This is a genomic window from Micromonospora sp. AMSO12t (assembly GCF_008806585.1).
Lineage (GTDB): Bacteria > Actinomycetota > Actinomycetes > Mycobacteriales > Micromonosporaceae > Micromonospora > Micromonospora reichwaldensis.
Genome location: NZ_WAAS01000050.1, coordinates 18,294 through 34,648 on the forward strand (window position 1 = coordinate 18,294; position 16,355 = coordinate 34,648).

Annotated in this window: 14 protein-coding genes; 6 read left to right on the forward strand and 8 right to left on the reverse strand. The window is 75.5% G+C overall.

Annotated features, from left to right (window positions below; genetic code table 11):
• Positions 1–2 precede the first annotated feature (2 nt).
• The 5 genes from F6X68_RS10690 to F6X68_RS10710 all read right to left on the reverse strand — a co-directional run bounded on the left by F6X68_RS10690 (position 3) and on the right by F6X68_RS10710 (position 8,691).
• Positions 3–2,924 (reverse strand): TOMM precursor leader peptide-binding protein, encoded by a 2,922-nt coding sequence (locus tag F6X68_RS10690; RefSeq protein ID WP_151454115.1) that lies wholly within the window; start codon positions 2,922–2,924, stop codon positions 3–5.
• 16 nt (positions 2,925–2,940) lie between these two features.
• Entirely contained in the window at positions 2,941–4,068 is a 1,128-nt protein-coding gene (locus F6X68_RS10695) for a lantibiotic dehydratase C-terminal domain-containing protein (RefSeq protein ID WP_151454116.1), read from the reverse strand.
• Positions 4,069–4,120: 52 nt separating this feature from the next.
• Complete coding sequence (locus F6X68_RS10700; protein ID WP_151454117.1) at positions 4,121–6,910, reverse strand: lantibiotic dehydratase; 2,790 nt, start codon at positions 6,908–6,910, stop codon at positions 4,121–4,123.
• A gap of 109 nt (positions 6,911–7,019) precedes the next feature.
• Entirely contained in the window at positions 7,020–7,256 is a 237-nt protein-coding gene (locus tag F6X68_RS10705) for a thiopeptide-type bacteriocin (protein ID WP_225852132.1), read from the reverse strand.
• Between the two features lie 268 nt (positions 7,257–7,524).
• Positions 7,525–8,691 carry a homogentisate 1,2-dioxygenase gene (locus F6X68_RS10710; protein WP_151454118.1) on the reverse strand — a complete coding sequence of 389 codons (1,167 nt, stop codon included), beginning with the start codon at positions 8,689–8,691 and terminating at the stop codon, positions 7,525–7,527.
• A gap of 95 nt (positions 8,692–8,786) precedes the next feature.
• Between F6X68_RS10710 and F6X68_RS10715 the strand changes: the two genes are divergently transcribed.
• From F6X68_RS10715 to F6X68_RS34640, 6 genes are all read left to right on the forward strand, one after another.
• The gene (locus F6X68_RS10715; protein WP_151454119.1) at positions 8,787–9,659 is read left to right on the forward strand and encodes a hypothetical protein; all 873 of its coding nucleotides are present in this window, start codon (positions 8,787–8,789) and stop codon (positions 9,657–9,659) included.
• On the forward strand, positions 9,656–10,855 hold the full coding sequence (gene fahA, locus F6X68_RS10720) for a fumarylacetoacetase (RefSeq protein ID WP_151454120.1): 1,200 nt from the start codon (positions 9,656–9,658) through the stop codon (positions 10,853–10,855). Before F6X68_RS10715 ends, fahA begins: the two co-directional genes overlap by 4 nt.
• 177 nt (positions 10,856–11,032) lie before the next feature.
• Complete coding sequence (locus F6X68_RS10725; protein WP_132239904.1) at positions 11,033–11,242, forward strand: DUF397 domain-containing protein; 210 nt, start codon at positions 11,033–11,035, stop codon at positions 11,240–11,242.
• Positions 11,243–11,344: 102 nt separating this feature from the next.
• The gene (locus tag F6X68_RS10730) at positions 11,345–11,818 is read left to right on the forward strand and encodes an SRPBCC family protein (protein WP_151454121.1); all 474 of its coding nucleotides are present in this window, start codon (positions 11,345–11,347) and stop codon (positions 11,816–11,818) included.
• Positions 11,819–12,049: 231 nt separating this feature from the next.
• Positions 12,050–13,330, forward strand: a complete 1,281-nt coding sequence (locus tag F6X68_RS10735) for a PQQ-binding-like beta-propeller repeat protein (RefSeq protein ID WP_151454122.1) — start codon at positions 12,050–12,052, stop codon at positions 13,328–13,330.
• Between the two features lie 53 nt (positions 13,331–13,383).
• The gene (locus tag F6X68_RS34640; protein ID WP_255474741.1) at positions 13,384–13,509 is read left to right on the forward strand and encodes a hypothetical protein; all 126 of its coding nucleotides are present in this window, start codon (positions 13,384–13,386) and stop codon (positions 13,507–13,509) included.
• Between the two features lie 83 nt (positions 13,510–13,592).
• Here F6X68_RS34640 and hisC read toward each other — a convergent pair whose 3' ends face one another.
• The 3 genes from hisC to F6X68_RS10750 form a co-directional block, all read right to left on the reverse strand.
• Positions 13,593–14,696, reverse strand: coding sequence for a histidinol-phosphate transaminase (hisC, locus tag F6X68_RS10740; RefSeq protein WP_151454123.1), 1,104 nt, complete (start codon positions 14,694–14,696; stop codon positions 13,593–13,595).
• Positions 14,693–15,760, reverse strand: a complete 1,068-nt coding sequence (locus F6X68_RS10745; protein WP_151454124.1) for an RDD family protein — start codon at positions 15,758–15,760, stop codon at positions 14,693–14,695. The genes hisC and F6X68_RS10745 overlap by 4 nt, the downstream gene beginning before the upstream one ends.
• Positions 15,761–15,782: 22 nt before the next feature.
• A partial coding sequence (locus tag F6X68_RS10750; protein WP_225852133.1) for an RDD family protein occupies positions 15,783–16,355 on the reverse strand: 573 nt, incomplete at its 5' end.

Sequence of the window (16,355 nt, forward strand, 5' to 3'; positions counted from 1 at the left end):
CTTCAGGGGAACGGGTGGGGCAGGATCAGGTGGTCGGGGGCGGCGAGCCGGGCCTGCCGCAGGCGCGGCAGGTCGACCCGCCGGTTGAGGTGCCCGAAGGTCATCGGCACGGCCCCGGGCGCGAGGATCTTCACGGCGGCCAGGCCGAGGCGTCGTTCGCCCGGCCCGGTCTGGTCCACCGCCAGCGGCGGCGTTCCGGCGGCGGCCATCGCGTCGACGACCCTGCGCAGCACCTCGGTCAGGTCGGGGTGCAGCCACCGCTCGCGCCAGCCGGCGAAGTGCTCGTCGAACGGTCGCGCCGGGCCGGCGGCGGCCTCCCGCAGCGCGAAGTCGAACCGGGGCAGGGCCTGCGGCAGCAGGTGCAGCGCGGCGTGGTCCCCCAGATCCCCGACCAGGTCGGCATCGGCGAGCATGGCGAGCAGTCGGTCCCGCGGCGGGCGGGCCACCTTCGGCGCGACGGTCACGTTCACGCCGACCTCCAGGACCGCCGCCGCGGCGGCCCGGCGGGGATCGGGATGCGCCCCGGCGGCGGAGAAGGTCGCGCCCCGGTCGGGTCGGTCGGTGACGGCGAGGGCCCAGACGGCCGGTATCCCGACGTCGCTGGTGATGTCGAGCAGGTGCAACCGGTAGCCCTCCGCCGCGATCCGGTCCGCGAGGTGCCGGGTCAGCGGATCGACGTCGGGCGGCAGCGCCAGAGCCGGCGGCGTACGGCCGGCGTACCAGGTGAGCAGGAAGGCGTCCCGCTCGATCGTCTCCAGGCAGGCGTGCAGGATCGCCTCCTCCAGGCAGCCACCGACGGCGCAGCCGCTGGAGGACTCGTAGAGGAACCGGGCGGCCCCGGCACGGTCCACCCCGTAGTAGGCGGCGTGCTCCGGCACGAGGACGGGCCGATCACCCGCCAGGTCGTACGCCCACACCCAGGACGTCACCGTGTCCGGGGCGAAGGGGTCCAGCCGGTACCCGGGGTGGCGGACCGCCTCGGGCTCCGGCAGGCCCAGCCGGGCGGGATCGACGGCGTCGGCGGCGAGTTCCCGGTAACTGCCCAGCGTGGTCGTCCGGCGGGCCTGCGGGCAGCGGCCGGCCTCCCGTTCGACCGCCTCCAGCAGGGCCAGCACCTGCGCGGTCGGTTGGTCCGCCGCGCGCCCGTATCCACCGACCCGACCGGAGCGGCCGGGGACGGGCATCTCGGCCGCCGCCAGCGCGAGCGGGCCCTGCCGGTCGGTGTGGACGTGCGTCACCGGCCCGTAGCGGGGATCGACCAGTTCGGCGCGGAGCACCGCCAGGTCCGGCGGTCCGGGACGGACCCGCAGGCGGTCGGGTGCGGGCTGCCGGCGGGGGCGCAGGGCGATCGTGGCGGCCCCGGCCGAGTCGGGTGGCAGGGCGGGGCAGTCCGGACAGTCCGGCACCGCCCTGATCAGGTGCCGACTGATCGCGCCGTCGCGCACCGCCAGCACGCTGGCCACGCGCGGATCGGCGTGGTCGGCGAGCTGGCCGGCGACCAGCTCGCCGACCAGCCCGTGCCAGTACGGCGGCAGCGGCAGCGACCGGCCGCCGGCGAGCAGCGTGGCGGTGCTGCCGGCGCCGAGGACGGCCTCCCGCCGGGTGTCGGCGCACCGCAGGCAGCCGCCGGCACCGGGGTTGCTCAACGGGCCGACCTCGATCGCCGTCCCGCGCGCCCGCACCGGCAGGTACGACCTGCCGGCCGCGTGGGCGGCCCGCTGCTCGGCCAGGTGCCGGGCCACCGGCCAGTCCGCCGCGACGCCCACCACCACGGGCCGATCCGTCCGCCGTACGGTCGAGGCGCTGACGGCGATCGCCCGGACCAGGCGGTCGTCGTCCCCGACGACCCGCACCGGAACGTCCTCCGCTGCGCCCGAACCGAGGGACGCGGTGTCGAGGCCGACCGGTGGGCGGGCCGGCACCGCTCCCGCCGTCGGTCCGGTGCCCGGTGCCCCGTCACCGGCGAGCGCCCCGGTCCGCGTGGCGGGTGCCCCGGTCCGCGTGGCGGGCGCTCCGGTCCGCGTGGCAAGCGCCCCGGTCCGAGCGGCCGGCGGCCAGGGCTGTCGGCCGGTCGGCTCGCCGACGCGCTGGACGACCCCGCCGCGCAGTGACAGCGTCGTGCCGTCGGCGAGCCCGGCCAGCACGCGTACCACCTCGTGTGCCACGAGGAACGGCAGCAGCCGGTGGTCGGTCGCCGACCCGGCCGGACCGGCGTCCGTGGCTGCGGCGGTCTGGCCTGGGGCGGTCTGGCCTGCGACGGCCTGGCCGGCGGCGGCCGGGTGACCGGCCGGGGCCAGCGGGCCGATCAGTGCGCCGTCCGGCCGGATCGTCACCGGCAGCACCGCGGGCCGCAGGGAGCCGGGCTGCCGCGGAGCCGCCCCCGGCCACGGGGGAACGGGCGGCTCCCGACGCTCGCCGGAGTCCTCCGTCCGGACCCACACGACCAGGTCCGCGCCGCCGCCGTCCCCGGGCACCTCCCGCAGGGCACGGAGAGCCTCTCCAGGCGCGGTGGAGAGCCCGGAGGCGGTCAGTGCCGCCCGTACGGCCGGTGGAAGGTCGCCCTCGCCGGTGACCGCCACCGCGCACCGCGACACCGCGTCCAACGCGGCGGTCGGATCCTGCGCGAGCCCCGCCAGCCAGGCCGCCAACGGATGGCCGTCCAGCGGCACCCGGACGTCGACCAGGACGTCGTGCTCGGCGAGGAGACCGAGCAGCCAGCCCACCGCCCTGGCGGTCCGGTCGGGCAGTCCCAGGGTGGCGGTCGCCGGGTCGAGCCCCCGGCGGAGGGAGGGCTCCAGCCGTTGCCACAGCTCGCCGGCGACCGGCGGGCAGGTCACCACCGAGCTGGCCCGCCAGCCGCTCACGAGGAGCCCGCCCTCGACCGCCCGGACCAGGGTGCCCGGTCGCAGGGTCACCTCACCCACGTCGCCTCCACCCGGGTCACCCGGTGCGGGCGGTGAGGGCGTCCTGCCATGTCACGCCGTGGATCTCCTGGGTGGCCTCGGCGAGCAGGTGGGCACCGAGGTACCGCTCCAGCGGCGCAACGTCGCAGAGCGTCAGCAGCTGGTAGAGCATGTTCGTGCAGAACCGGTAGACCTGGAACTCGCGGCTCGCGGCGATCCGTTGGAAGCCCGACGCCTCCAGCGCCTGGTGGTAGGCGCTCGCCCCGCGGCGGCTCAGGTCCCACCGGATCGCGGTGGCGTCGTCGAACGAGGTGGTGCGCCGCCGGAACTCGGCGGAGAACGCCCCGTCGAGCGCGCCCGCGTCGTACGCCCGCTCGGCGATCCGCCACGCCGCCGCGCTCCACGCCCGCCACGCCGCAGCCACCGGCTCCGTGGTGTCCGGCGTGGACGCCTGGCGGACCAGGTCGTGGTACCTCCCGCCGGCCCGGTCGGCGAAGGCGGCGAAGCGTGGGCGCAGGAGGTCGTCGCGCTCGCCGAAGAGGAAGTCCTCCAGGTGCGACAGGAAGGTGTGGTAGCCGGACAGCAGCCGTCCCGGCCAGGTGTCGGCGTGCGCGGCCATGGCGGTGACCACGACGCCCACCCGGGCGGCCTGGGCGTCCCCGACGAGGGCGAGCTGGTCGAGCGACACCCGCACCGGAGCCAGCCCGGCGGCGAGGACGTCGGCACGGCACTCGACCGCGCCCGGCGTGCCCAGCAGCGCGGCCAGCGCACTCTGGTCGCCGTCGGTCACCAGCACCGTGTTGTCCGGGTGGATCGGGTCGTACGGGGGCGGTACGAGTTCCGCCCGGCCGGCCGCCTCGGACCGGCGCAGCAGCAGCTCCTCGTCGAGCCCGGCCCGGGACGGCGCCACCGCCAGGTGACCACGCAACCGTTCGGCGGCCTCGGCGGCGGCCGTGGCCCGTTGCGCCTCGGGGCCGCGTAGCCGCAGGCGCACGTGCGGGCCGTGCAACCAGTGCCGTTCCAGGTGGACGGCCAGCCCGGCACCGCGCAACCGCTCCGCGACGGGCAGGACGGCGTCGCGCAGCAGCGATGCCTTGGCCTCCTCGTGGTAGTGGCACACGACGTCGATGGTCGGAGTCAGTCCGGTCGTGCTCGGCTCGGTCATGGCTGGACTCCACTCGGCTCGGTGGTGCGGTCGCACGCCGCCGCCCGGCCGGTCACCGGGGGGCCGCCGGGAGGTAGGTCTCGACGACCAGTTCGGTGACCCGGTGCGGCCGGTCGTGGCCGGCGGGGCGGGGCAGGGCCTCCTCGACGACCAGCCGGCCGGTGATCCGTCCGAGCCAGCGGGGCACGCAGCGCAGGTGCAGCGGGCTGGCCAGGTCGACGAACTGCGGCTTGGGCCGGGCGACCGCCTCCCGGAGCCCGGCGATCGCCGGGGGAGGCGGCGGGGCGGACGGACGTTCCGACGGCTGCCGGGCCGGGGCGCCGGGGTGCTGCGCGGCGTGGCCCGGTGCGGGCGGCTGCCCGTCGCGCCGGCTGCCCTGGTTGAGGAAGACCTGGTCGGGCAGGTCCCAGCCCGCCCGCAGTGCCGCGGCGGCGGCGACCGACGGCGAGCCGAGCTCGCGAAGGTGCCGTTCGGCCCCGTCGTCGAAGCGCCAGCTCCGGCGGGCGAGGACGACGCGGCCACAGCGGAGCCGGTCGGAGACGACGGCCTGCCCGCCCGGACCGGCCACCGTCCGGGTCGCGGCCAGGTGGCGGAGCCCCACCTCGCCGCTGCCCAGGTCGCCGAGCAGCGCGGCCACCCGGGCCGGCAGCGCCGGCGGCGAGAGGAACCCGAGGTACAGCACGTCGAGCAGGTCACCGGTGGCCGGATCGCGCAGCCGGATCTGGTCGCCGGCCAGGTCGTGCACCAGTTCGACCGAGGCGAGGTCGAGCCCGCCCAGCCGCTGGTCGTCGCCGATGTCCTCGCCGAGCAGCAGCGGGTGCAGGTTGGCGTTGAAACCGTGCACCGGCCGGAACTGGGCCACTCGGCCGGGCAGCACCCGGCGGAGCTGGGCGGCCACCGCGGCGCGCATGCCGCTGTCGCCGAAGAGGTCCAGGAAGCGACTGGTGAACCGGCCCCAGCCGCCGTAGACGTGGTTGAGGTGCAGCGACCCGTCCGGGCCGTGCTGACCGAAGAAGGCGTACGACACCGGCCGGGCCCGCAGCCAGCGGGGCAGTGCCGCGGCCACCTCGGCCACCAGGTCGGCACCGATGACGGTCTCCACGCCGTCGTTCCCGCCGTCGGCGCGTACCGCCCGGACCACCTCCTGCCGCAGCGTGGCCAGCTGGGCCAGCTCGGGCACCCGGGCGATCGGACCGCCCGCCAGGGCCCCCTCCGGGGTCACCGTCGGCAGGTCGTCGAAGCCGGCGCCGATCTCGGCGAAGAACTGGCCGAGGTCGGCACAGCGGGCCCCGGGACCGTAGCGCTCGACGAACCGGTGTCGCAGGAGCCGGCGCAGCACCTGGTCCTCGTCGAACAGCAGCGCGAGGCTGGTCAGCGCGGTCAGGTCGGCGGTGTCCGCGGGCCGGCGGGTCAGGCGAACCGGCCCGGATAGCACGACATCCTCGGTGACGGGCGCCTGGGCCGGTGCGGTGGCCCCGAGCTGCCGCAGGGCCTCGTGCCAGCCGGCGTCGATCCGACGTACGAGCTGGCCGCGCCGCGCCGCGTCGACGTCCGCCAGCGACCGGATGTCCCTGTCGAGGTGCCGTACCTGGTCGGCGAGGGCGGGGGCACCGGTGTCGCCGAGCCAGTCGGCGATCGCCGCCAGCGCCGCCGGGTCGTGCTCGGTGGTCGGCGGTACCGGGATCAGCAGGCGTTCGTCGCAGAGCTGGGTGACGAGACGCTGCGCGAGCCGCTCGGCCTCGGCGGCGTCCGTGGCGGGGCGCGCGGCGCCTCGGCCGAGGGCCGCCACGAGCGCCGCCGGCGGGTGTCCGTCGGGTGCGGCGCGGAGCACCCGGATGATCGCGGCCAGTGCGGGCCGCAGCGGCATCCGGACCCGTTCCTCCCGGATCACCGGCATGCCGTCGGCGCCGGTCGTCGGGTGCTCGCGGTAGAACACGACGTGCCCGTCCTGCACGCGGGTGCCGGGCGCGAGCCGGTGCGGGGTGCGCAGCATCTGGTCCGGGCGGCTGGTCCCGGCCAGGAAGAGGCTGGCGACCAGGCTGGCGGGAGGACGGGTCACCGCCACCGGTTCCCCCGCCGCCGTCACGTCCAGACCCGCCGCGAGGTCCAGGTGGGTCGGCGGCGCCCCGTCGGGCGGGGACGCCAGCGGGGTGGGGACGGCTTCCGCATCCGGCCAGGGGGCCCAGCCGACGATGGTGAACCAGGAGAGCGGGCTGGTCCGGGTGGTGGCCCGCAACGCGTAACGGAGCACGGTGGGTTCGGACTTGCGACCCCGGGCGTCCGGCTCGCCGCCGCGCGCCGCCGTCCGCTGCACCGCTGCCAACAGCTCAGGGCTGGTCAACGCGACCGCCCGGCCGAACGGCTCGCTGCCGCACAGGGCGGCGAGTGCGACGCGCTCCTCGGCCAGCGCCGCAGCCGATCCGGCGTCGACGGCGCCGGTGAGCCGGTCGATCTCGGCCCGGGCCCGCAACCAGCGCCCCAGCGCCGGCAGTCGGTCGGGCAGGTCGCCGAGCCGGTCGCGCAGGTCGCTGGCCGGCGACCGGTCGTTGTGTACGTCGCGCCGCAGCGGTAGCAGGACCGAGCGGCGGTACGCCGTCGGGGCCTGACCGCCGAGCCGGTACAGCTCCTCGGTGAGTTCGGGGCCGAGGGCCCGGCACTCGACCAGTCGATCGACGAGCTGGTCCTGGAGGCGACGCAGGTGCCGTCCGGCCGGACCGGCAGCCGGCAGGTCGACCGCCGTCCTGCGGATCAGCACGTACGGGGCGACCTGGCCCTCCGGCGCGACTCGGCTGCCCGGTGCCGGCGACACCGGCGGGGCAGGGGATTGGCGGGTGGTTGTCACGGTCTCCTCCGTACGCGGTCGTCGGCACCGACCCCGGCCGAGCCGGTGAGGCCGCGAAACGCCGGTGTCGGCGTCCCCGGCCCCACCGGTCAGCCCCGGTCCGGTACGACTACTGGGGAAGCTGGGCGGCGCAGGACGAGTAGCCCAGCCACTGCCAGACGGCGGAGGTGCTCGCCGAGGCACCGGTCTCCGGCAGGGCCACAGCGTCGCGCACTGCGTGCACCTCCAGCAGGTCGGACACCTCCAGGTCGGCCAGGTTGAGGTCTTCGAGGTCGGCCAGCGTGGCCGTCATGTCGCGCATCGTGTACTCCGGTTCCAGGGGGATGTCGTCGACGAACAAGCGCACTTGTCGATGACAAGATGGACAGTGCGGAAGATGTTAGTCAGCTCCGCCCACGAACTATTCGTCCGAGCGTCCAGTCGCCGATGGCCGTACGACGGCTGTGGACGGACGATGAGAAGGAAGTGCGCTCCCGCGGCTGATGCGCGGGAGGCCGGAGGCGCTGCGGACGCGGCTGCCGGAGCGCGGTCGACGCCCGCCCGCCCCCGCGCGCACGAAGGTGCCGCGGTCCGCCCCTGCCGGACCGCGGCACCGCTCACCCGGAACCGTCCGCCTAGGGGCGGCGGGCCCAGGTCCAGGCGTAGCCGTCGTCCTCGCACGCGGTCGCGGCGTCGCAGAGGTCCAGCGGCCGGAAGGTGTCGACCATGACGGCAAGTTCGTCGAAGAAGTCGGCGCCGATGGAACGCTCGGCGGCGCCCGGCTGCGGGCCGTGGGTGAAGCCGGACGGGTGCAGCGAGATCGAGCCCTGTTCGATGCCGGAGCCGCGCCGTGCCTCGTAGTTGCCGCCGGTGTAGAAGAGCATCTCGTCGGAGTCGACGTTGTGGTGGTTGTACGGCACCGGGATCGCGTCCGGGTGGTAGTCGACCTTGCGGGGCACGAACGAGCAGATCACGAAGTTGGGGCCCTGGAAGGTCTGGTGCACGGGCGGCGGCTGGTGGATCCGGCCGGTGATCGGCTCGAAGTCGTGGATGGAGAACGCCCACGGGTACATGTGCCCGTCCCAGCCGACCACGTCGAACGGGTGGTGGGCGTAGACGTAGCGGGTCCAGCCGCGGCGGTGCCGGACCAGCACCTCCACGTCCTCGCCGTCGACCAGCAGCGGCGCGTCCGGCCCCCGGACGTCGCGCTCGCAGTAGGGCGAGTGCTCCAGGAACTGGCCCCGCACGGAGAGGTAGCGCTTGGGCGGGCCGATGTGCCCCGCCGCCTCGACGGCGAGCAGCCTGGTCGGCGCGTCGCCGGTGGGCACCAGCCGGTGGATGGTCGAGGTGGGGATGACGACGTAGTCGCCGGGCACCGCGTCGAGCACGCCGAACGTGGACTCGACCCGCAGGGTGCCCGACTCCACGTAGAGGCAGTGGTCGCCGGTGGCGTCGCGGAACAGCGGGGACGGCCGGTCCGCCAGCACGTACGCGATGCGCACGTCGTCGTTGGCGAGCAGGTACTGCCGGCCGAGCACCGGGTCGGCGCCGGTGCCGTCGAGCTTGTGGGTGCGCAGGTGGCGGGGCTTGAGCGGAAGGTTCGGCACCCGGGTGAACGCCGGCGGGGTGAACTCCTCGGCCGCCACGATCGCGGTCGGCGCGTGCCGGTGGTAGAGCAGGGACGAGTCGGAGGAGAAGCCCTCCTGGCCCATCAGCTCCTCGGCGTAGAGGCTGCCGTCGGGCTGGCGGAACTGGGTGTGGCGCTTGCGCGGCACCTCGCCGACGCTGCGGTAGTACGGCATCTCGCCTCCCGGTTCGTCCCGTTCACCGATCCAACAGCGTCCGATAATCGGACGCTGTTGTCCGTTCCTTGTAGCGTCCCGTACATTCTTGTCTCGTGTCAACGCAGGTGCCCGCGCTCGTCGACGGCCTCGTCGACGACGCCGCCGTCTTCCCGCCCGGCAGCGCGCCGCTGCCCGACGCCGTCGCCGCGCACCGGCGGCACCGCACCTCCTGGTACGCTGGCCTCGTCGGCCCGCTCCTGGTCCCGGCCACGAGGCTGCCCGAGGTGGCGGGCCTGCTCGGCGCCGACGAGCGGATCGCGGTCGGGGTGATCGGCGACGTGCCCCTCGACCGGCTCGACGAGGTGCGGGCCACGGCCGACCCGCGCATCCGCGTGCGCCAGGTGGAGGCAGCGGTCGCCAAACGCGGCGAGGACCCGCTGCCCGGCCTGACCGAGCTGGTGACGCTGGCCCGCCGCGCCGGTGCCGGCCCGGCCACCCTCGACGCCGTCTACGCCGAGCTGCCGCTCACGTTCGGGCTGATGGGGGCGCTGGACGCGCTCGCCGCCGCCCGCGCCGACGGCGTGCCGATCGCGGCGAAGTTCCGCACCGGCGGGCTGGCCGCCGAGCTGTTCCCCACCCCGGCGGAGCTGGCCGCCGTGATCTGCGCCTGCCGGGACCGGGACCTGCCGTTCAAGCTGACCGCCGGGCTACACCAGGCGGTCCGGCACCTCGACCCGGAGACCGGCTTCACCCACCACGGCTTCGTCAACGTGCTGGCGGCGACGCTGGCGGCCGCCGGGGGCGCCACCGTGGAGTCGGTCGCCGAGCTGCTCACCGCGACCGACCCGCGCCCGCTGGTGCAGTACGCCGAGGCCGGGCTGGACGGCCCGCGCCCGCTGTGGATCGGCTTCGGCTCGTGCAGCATCCTGGAACCACTGACCGATCTGATCCGGCTGGGGCTGGTGAACGGGGGCTTTCAAGCATGACCTGGGTGACGGGTGCCGACGGTTCGTCGTACGGGGTCGCCAACCTCCCGTACGGGGTGTTCCGCCACGCGGAGGGCGCGCCGCGCGTCGGCGTACGCATCGGTGACTTCGTGCTCGACCTGGCCGGCGCGGAGGAGGCCGGCCTGGTGCTGGCCGCCGGGACGCTGGGTCGGCCCACCCTCAACGACTTCATGGCCCTCGGTCGCCCACAGTGGACGGCCGTCCGGCAGCGGGTGACCGAGCTGCTCACCGACGCCGCCCACCGGCCGGCGGTGGAGCCGCTGCTGGTGCCCCTGGCCGAGGTGCGGATGCAGCTGCCGTTCGAGGTCGCCGACTACGTCGACTTCTACTCCTCCGACCACCACGCGTCCAACGTCGGCCAGATCTTCCGCCCCGGTCAGCCGCCGCTGCTGCCCAACTGGAAGCACCTGCCGATCGGCTACCACGGTCGGGCCGGCACGGTGGTCGTCTCCGGCACGCCGGTGGTGCGGCCGAGCGGGCAGCGGGCCACCCCGCAGGGCCCGGTCACCGGCCCGTCCGTACGCCTCGACATCGAGGCCGAGGTCGGCTTCGTGGTCGGCGTGCCCAGCCCGCTGGGCGATCGGGTCTCCGTCGACGACTTCGCCGACCACGTCTTCGGTGTCGTGCTGGTCAACGACTGGTCGGCCCGCGACATCCAGGCCTGGGAGTACCAGCCTCTCGGCCCGTTCCTGGGCAAGTCCTTCGCCACCTCGGTCGCGGCCTGGGTGACCCCGCTGGACGCGCTGGGCGACGCCTTCGTCCCCGCCCCCGACCAGGACCCGCCGGTCGCCGCCTACCTGCGCGACGTGCCGCACCTCGGGCTGGACCTGCGCCTGTCGGTGGAGTGGAACGGCGAGCGGGTCAGCGAGCCGCCGTTCGCGACCATGTACTGGACGCCGGCCCAGCAGTTGGCCCACCTCACGGTCAACGGCGCCTCGCTGCGCACCGGCGACCTCTACGCCTCGGGCACCGTCTCCGGGCCGGAACGGGGACAGGTCGGCTCGTTCCTGGAACTCACCTGGGGCGGCAGCGAGCCGGTGAAGTTCGCCGACGGCGGGACCCGCACCTTCCTGGAGGACGGCGACACGGTGACGATCACCGCCACCGCGCCCGGCCCGGACGGCACCACCATCGCCCTGGGCGAGGTGACCGGGAAGGTCCTCGCCGCCCGCTGACCCACCTTCCGATCATCGACGGTCCCCGGTCGCACAGTTGGTGCGACCGGGGACCGTTGCTTGCGCGTTGATCGTCGCGGATTCCGTCGCCATGCCGCGCCGGGGCCGGGCCGGACGCCCCCTTCCGGTTCCGGCCCGGCCGCCGGTTGGCGTACCGACGACAGGAAGGTGACGACGATGAACGATCTCCCGGGCGCGGTCTGGCGTACCAGCAGCCGCTCCAACGACCAGGGGCTCTGCGTGGAGGTGGCGGACAACCTGGTCGACGCCCTCGGCGTGGTGGGCGTACGCGACTCGAAGGACCAGGCGGGCCCCACGCTGGCGGTCAGCCCGCCGGGGTGGGCGGCCTTCGTCGGCGCGATCCGGGCCGGCCAGTTCGGTCGCTGACGGGTCGACCGCTCCGGATCGGGGCTCCCGGCGGTGGAAAATCCGCTCCGGGGGCCCCGATCCGCGCTCACCCGGCGTACCGTCGAGGCCACGGGAGGTGGCATGTCGACGGTGGCGGTCACGGAGTTCGTGGAGGCGCACGACGTCGACCTCTGGCGGCTGCTGACCGACCTGACCACCCGCACCCGGCGCTTCACCGGGCCGGTGGAGGTGCTCACCCCCGGCCCGTTCGGCCCCGGCACCGTGTGGCGGGAGACCCGTTCCCAGCCGGACGGCACCGCGCTGGTCGAGGAGTTCCTCGTCATCGAGGCCGAGCCGCCCCGACGGTTGGTGCTCGGCTCCCGGGGCGCCGGCGTGGACTACCGGATCACCTGGGCGCTGCGCCCGGTCGAGCGGCGTCGCCGGGGCTGCACCGCGGTCACGGTCGAGCAGGAGGCGGTGCCGACCGCCCCGTACAGCCGGGTGGTCGCGCTGCTGCTCGGCGGGCTGGCGGCCCGGGCGGTCGAGCGCGCGCTTCGGCAGGACCTCGCCGACCTGGCCGCCGCGGCGGCCACCAACGCGACCGAGGCGGCCTGAGGCGGCCTGAGGCGCACGCCGGGGCGGTCCGAGAGGCGCACGCCCGACGGCCTGAGGCGCACGCCGGGGCGGTCCGAGGCACACGTTGGACGGCATGGAGGCGCACGCCGGACGGCCCGAGGCGCACGCCGGGGTGCTTACGTGGCGGGCGCTGCCGGAGCGCCCGAGCGCCGGTGACCTGACAGGGCCCTGACCGGCTCCGCTGGGTAGGGTGCCGGGCGGAGGTGCGGCATGGGGTTCCCGAACGGCCGGCGGCGGATCGCGGTGGCGGTCGCGGCGCTGCTCGGCACCGTCGCCGTTGCGGCGACGGTCTACCGGGTGCTCGCCCCCGCCGAGGTCAGCACGCCCGCGCGGGCCGGGTACCCGGCTGCCGCGGCCCCCTCAGCCGGCGTGATCGGCCGGCTGCCCGTCGCCCCGCTCGTCGTCGACGGCCGGCTGCGGGTCTATGCGGCCCACCGTCAGGTCTACGCCGACCGCCCGGTCGACGGCCGGCACCGGACGACCCCGTACTGGTCGTACCGCCGCTGGCCGGCGGCGCTCGACGGGGTCGTGGCGAGCGGGACGACGGTGGTCACCCGCTGGTCCGACGGGCGGCTCGTGGCGCTGGACGCGCGGACGGGCCGGGTCGCCTGGCGGGCGGACGGGCCGGCGCCGGTCGGGGAGCGGGCGGTCCGGCGCACCGGCGCGGCGACGGTCTGGGATCCGCAGGGGATCTTCGTGGCCCCCGCGCCCGACGGGCGGCAGGTGGTGGTGGCGGCCGGGGCGGAGTGGGCGCGTGCCGTGGACCTGGCCGACGGCCGCGAACTGTGGCGGTCGCACGTCACCGTCACGCTGCCGCCGGGCGACACGGTCGCCGGGTGCCGGGACGCGCTCGGCACGACCGCGTCGGGACACCTGATCACCGTCGACTCCTGCGCGGGGCCGGCGACGGTGGAGTTCCGCGACGCCGCGACCGGGGCGGTGGGCCTGCGCTGGCGGCCGCCGGATGCCGGCGACGAGATGGTGGCGACCCTGGTGGGCTGCGGCACCGGCCGGACGGGGTGCACCGGGTTGCGGACGGCGAGGCCGGGCGACGACGCGGGCCGGGGCTGGCTGCTCGGCGCCGGGGAACCGGTCGCCGCCCCGGCCCTGGACCGGCCGGACGCCGAACTCGTCGGCGGGACGGCCGTGGCGGTCGTGGACGGGGTGGCGGTCGGCCGCTCGGCGCGTACGGGCGCGGAGCTGTGGCGCCGTCCCGGCCTGTCGCAGGCGCGGCTGCTCGCCGTCCAGCCCGACCGGGTGCACCTGCTGACGGAGACGAACGACCTGCTGACGCTGGACCCGGCGACGGGGGCGCAGCGGTCCTTCTTCGCGCTCAACGTGGGCTCGGACGGGGTCGGCTGGGTGCCCGGCGCGGTGTACGCGGCCGGCGGGTTCGTGGCCGTGGAGCGGCTCCGCAAGCCGGTCGACCCGGCGGCGGACGACCAGCGTTACTACCTGACCTCGGAGCCGATGGTCTTCGCGGCGACGTGAAACGCCGGCCCGGCTGCTCGACAAAACGGACATAAGTTACTTAGAGTCCATTTGTGCGTTTCTTGGCCGCCCTGTTGGGCGCGATCCTCATCCTCGTCACCGCTTCGCCGGCCGACGCCGCGCCGACCGGCCCGGTCGGCATCGTCCACCATGATGCCGACACCCGTCCCGCCGCCTGACGGGTGCGGCTCCGGGCCAATGGCGGTCGCCTGAGAGTCCGGTCCGGTCCGCAAGGGGATGGCGGACCGGACCGGCACCCGCCTCAGGCCAGCGCGGTCTCCGCTGCCGCCAGGAAGGCGTCGTTCTCGGCCGGGGTGCCGATGGTGACCCGGACCCCGTCGCCCGCGAACGGCCGGACGATCACGCCGCGCGCCTCGCACGCCTTGCCGAAGTCCACCGCCCGGTCGCCCAGCGGCAGCCAGACGAAGTTCGCCTGGCTGTCCGGCACGTCCGGGACGAGCTTGCGCAGGGCCTCCGTCACGCGGTCGCGCTCGGTCACCACGAGGGCGCACCGCCGCCGTACCTCGTCCTCCTGGGCCAGCGCGGCGAGCGCGCCCGCCTGCGCGGCCATGTTGCTGGAGAACGGCGTCACGACCTTGCGGATCGCCGCCGCCACCGCCGGCTGGGCGACCAGGAAGCCGATCCGCAGGCCGGCCAGGCCCCAGGCCTTGGAGAGCGTGCGCAGCACGACCACGTTCGGCCGGTCGAGGTAGGTGAGGCCGTCCGGCACGTCCGGGTCGGTGACGAACTCGCGGTACGCCTCGTCGATCACGACCAGCACGTCCTCGCCGACCGTGTCCAGGAACCGGTCCAGCTCCGCCCGGCGCACCGACGTCCCGGTGGGGTTGTTCGGGTTGCAGACCACGATCAGCCGGGTCCGGTCGGTCACCGCCGCCGCCATCGCCGCCAGGTCGTGCCCGTGTGCGGCGTCGTTGGGCACCCGCACGCTGGTCGCGCCGCTGGTCGCCGCGATGATGGGGTACGCCTCGAAGGAGCGCCACGCGTAGAGGAACTCGTCGCCGGGCAGGCAGGTGGCCCGGACGAGGTGCTCGGCCAGCGCCACCGACCCGCAGCCGGTGGCGATCTGGTCGACGTGCACGCCGTACCGCTCGGACAGCGCCTCGCGCAGCGCGAGCGCGCCCATGTCCGGGTAGCGGTGCACCCCGGCGGCGGCACCGGCGACGGCCTCCACCACGCCGGGCAGCGGCCCGTACGGCACCTCGTTGCTGGCCAGCTTGATCGCCTCGGGGAGGCCGAGCTCGCGGGCCAGGTCGGCCGGGCTGCGGCCGGGCACGTAGTTGGGCAGCGCGTCCAGGTCGGGGCGGGTCAGCCGCAGCTCCGGCTGGTGACGTCCGGGGTCGGTCATGGGGTGTCTCCCGAGGGGTCGGTGCGGTCGTCGGGGGTGCGGTCGTCCGTGGTGGTGGGCTCGTGCGTGCTGGTGCGGTCGTCCGGCGTGCCGCGCTCGCCCGTGGTGCCGCCATTGCCGCGGGGGAGCTGGACCACCACGGTCTGCGCCCGCTTGTCGTGCAGCGCCTGGCGCAGCGGGTGGTCGAAGAGCGGGGAGAGCGCGTCGACGAGTTGGAGCAGCAGGCCCAGGCCGCAGCAGTACCAGAGCAGGGTGGGCAGGCCGAGGGTGTTCCACCGGCGCAGCGCCCGGCCGAAGCCGAGCGGCTCGTCCGCGCTCACCGGCAGCACCTTGACGCCCACCAGCCGCTTGCCGAAGGTCTGCCCGCCCGAGGCCGTCGTCGGCACCTCGTACGCGAGCCAGAGGGCGGTGGCGATCAGCAGGATGACGACCTGGAGGCCGCCGGCCTGTTCGCTGGGCTGCGGCAGGTTGTCGGTGGAGCTGTCGCCCGCCATGGCCCGCCGGAACACCTCCCGCCAGTACGGCGTGACCTCCTCGACCAGCCGCCAGACGAACCAGCCGTTCACCACGGCGTTCAGCGCGAAGACGACCGTGAAGTCGATCAGCCGGGCGACCAGCCGGGCGCCGAACCCGGCCAGCGGGAGCCCGTGCGGGCGCGGCTCCGGCGGCCGTCCGGGCCAGCCACCGGGCGGCCAGCCGGGCGGCGGACCGCCACCGGGCGGCCAGCCGGGCGGAGGGCCCTGCGGGTGGCCCGGCCCTTGCGGGTGGCCCGGCCCCTGCGGCGGCTGCCAGGGATAGGGCTGCCCAGGCTGCGGCTGCCCGGGGTGTGGCTGCCCGGGGTGTGGCTGACCCGGGAGGGGTTGCCCGCCGGCGGGGGCGCCCGACGCGGGCACCGGGGCCGCGGGTGACGTCGGCTCGGGTGCGGGTGGCGGCTCGGCCGGCGGCGGCCCCTCGGGCGGGGTGGCGTCGACGGGGATCGGTGCGCCGATCCAGCCCTCGCCGTCCCAGTAACGTCGGGTCTCCGGATCAGCCGGGTCGACGTACCATCCCGGTCCGACACTCATGGCCTGGCCTCGCTGCGCTCGCTCACGCAGACACCTTAACGACGACGGTGCCGGCGAACTTGTCGTGGAGGCACTGCTGCCAGGGCTTGTCCCACAACTGCCAGAGCCCGTCGAGGTAGCTGAGGCCGGGCAGGAACATGGCGGCGACGTACTGCACGGCGTACCGCTTGCCGGCGATCCGCCGGTCCAGCGTGGCGGCCGGGTCGAGCGGCACGACCCGCAGCTTCATCACCCGCTTGCCGTACGTCTGCCCGGTGCGCTTCATGTACTCCACGTGGTAGAGCCAGTAGAGCCCGAGCATGACCACCATCAGGCCCAGTTCGAGCAGCAGGATCGGCAACATGAAGTCGGTCAGGAACGACGCGGGGTCGGGATCGGCGAGGGTGCCGTCCGGGTTGGTCCGGGTCAGGTCGTCCATCATGTTCCAGATCAGGATCAGGAACGGCGGCAGGAAGAGGACCATCGCCACCGCCGTGCTCAGCGCGACGTCGATCAGCGCGGCGAGCAGCCGGTCTCCGAAGCTGGCGAGCGGCTGGCCGCCCGGTCCGAGCGCCGGGGCCGGACGGGGCGGCCCGGCCCAGCCCGGGGGCGGCGG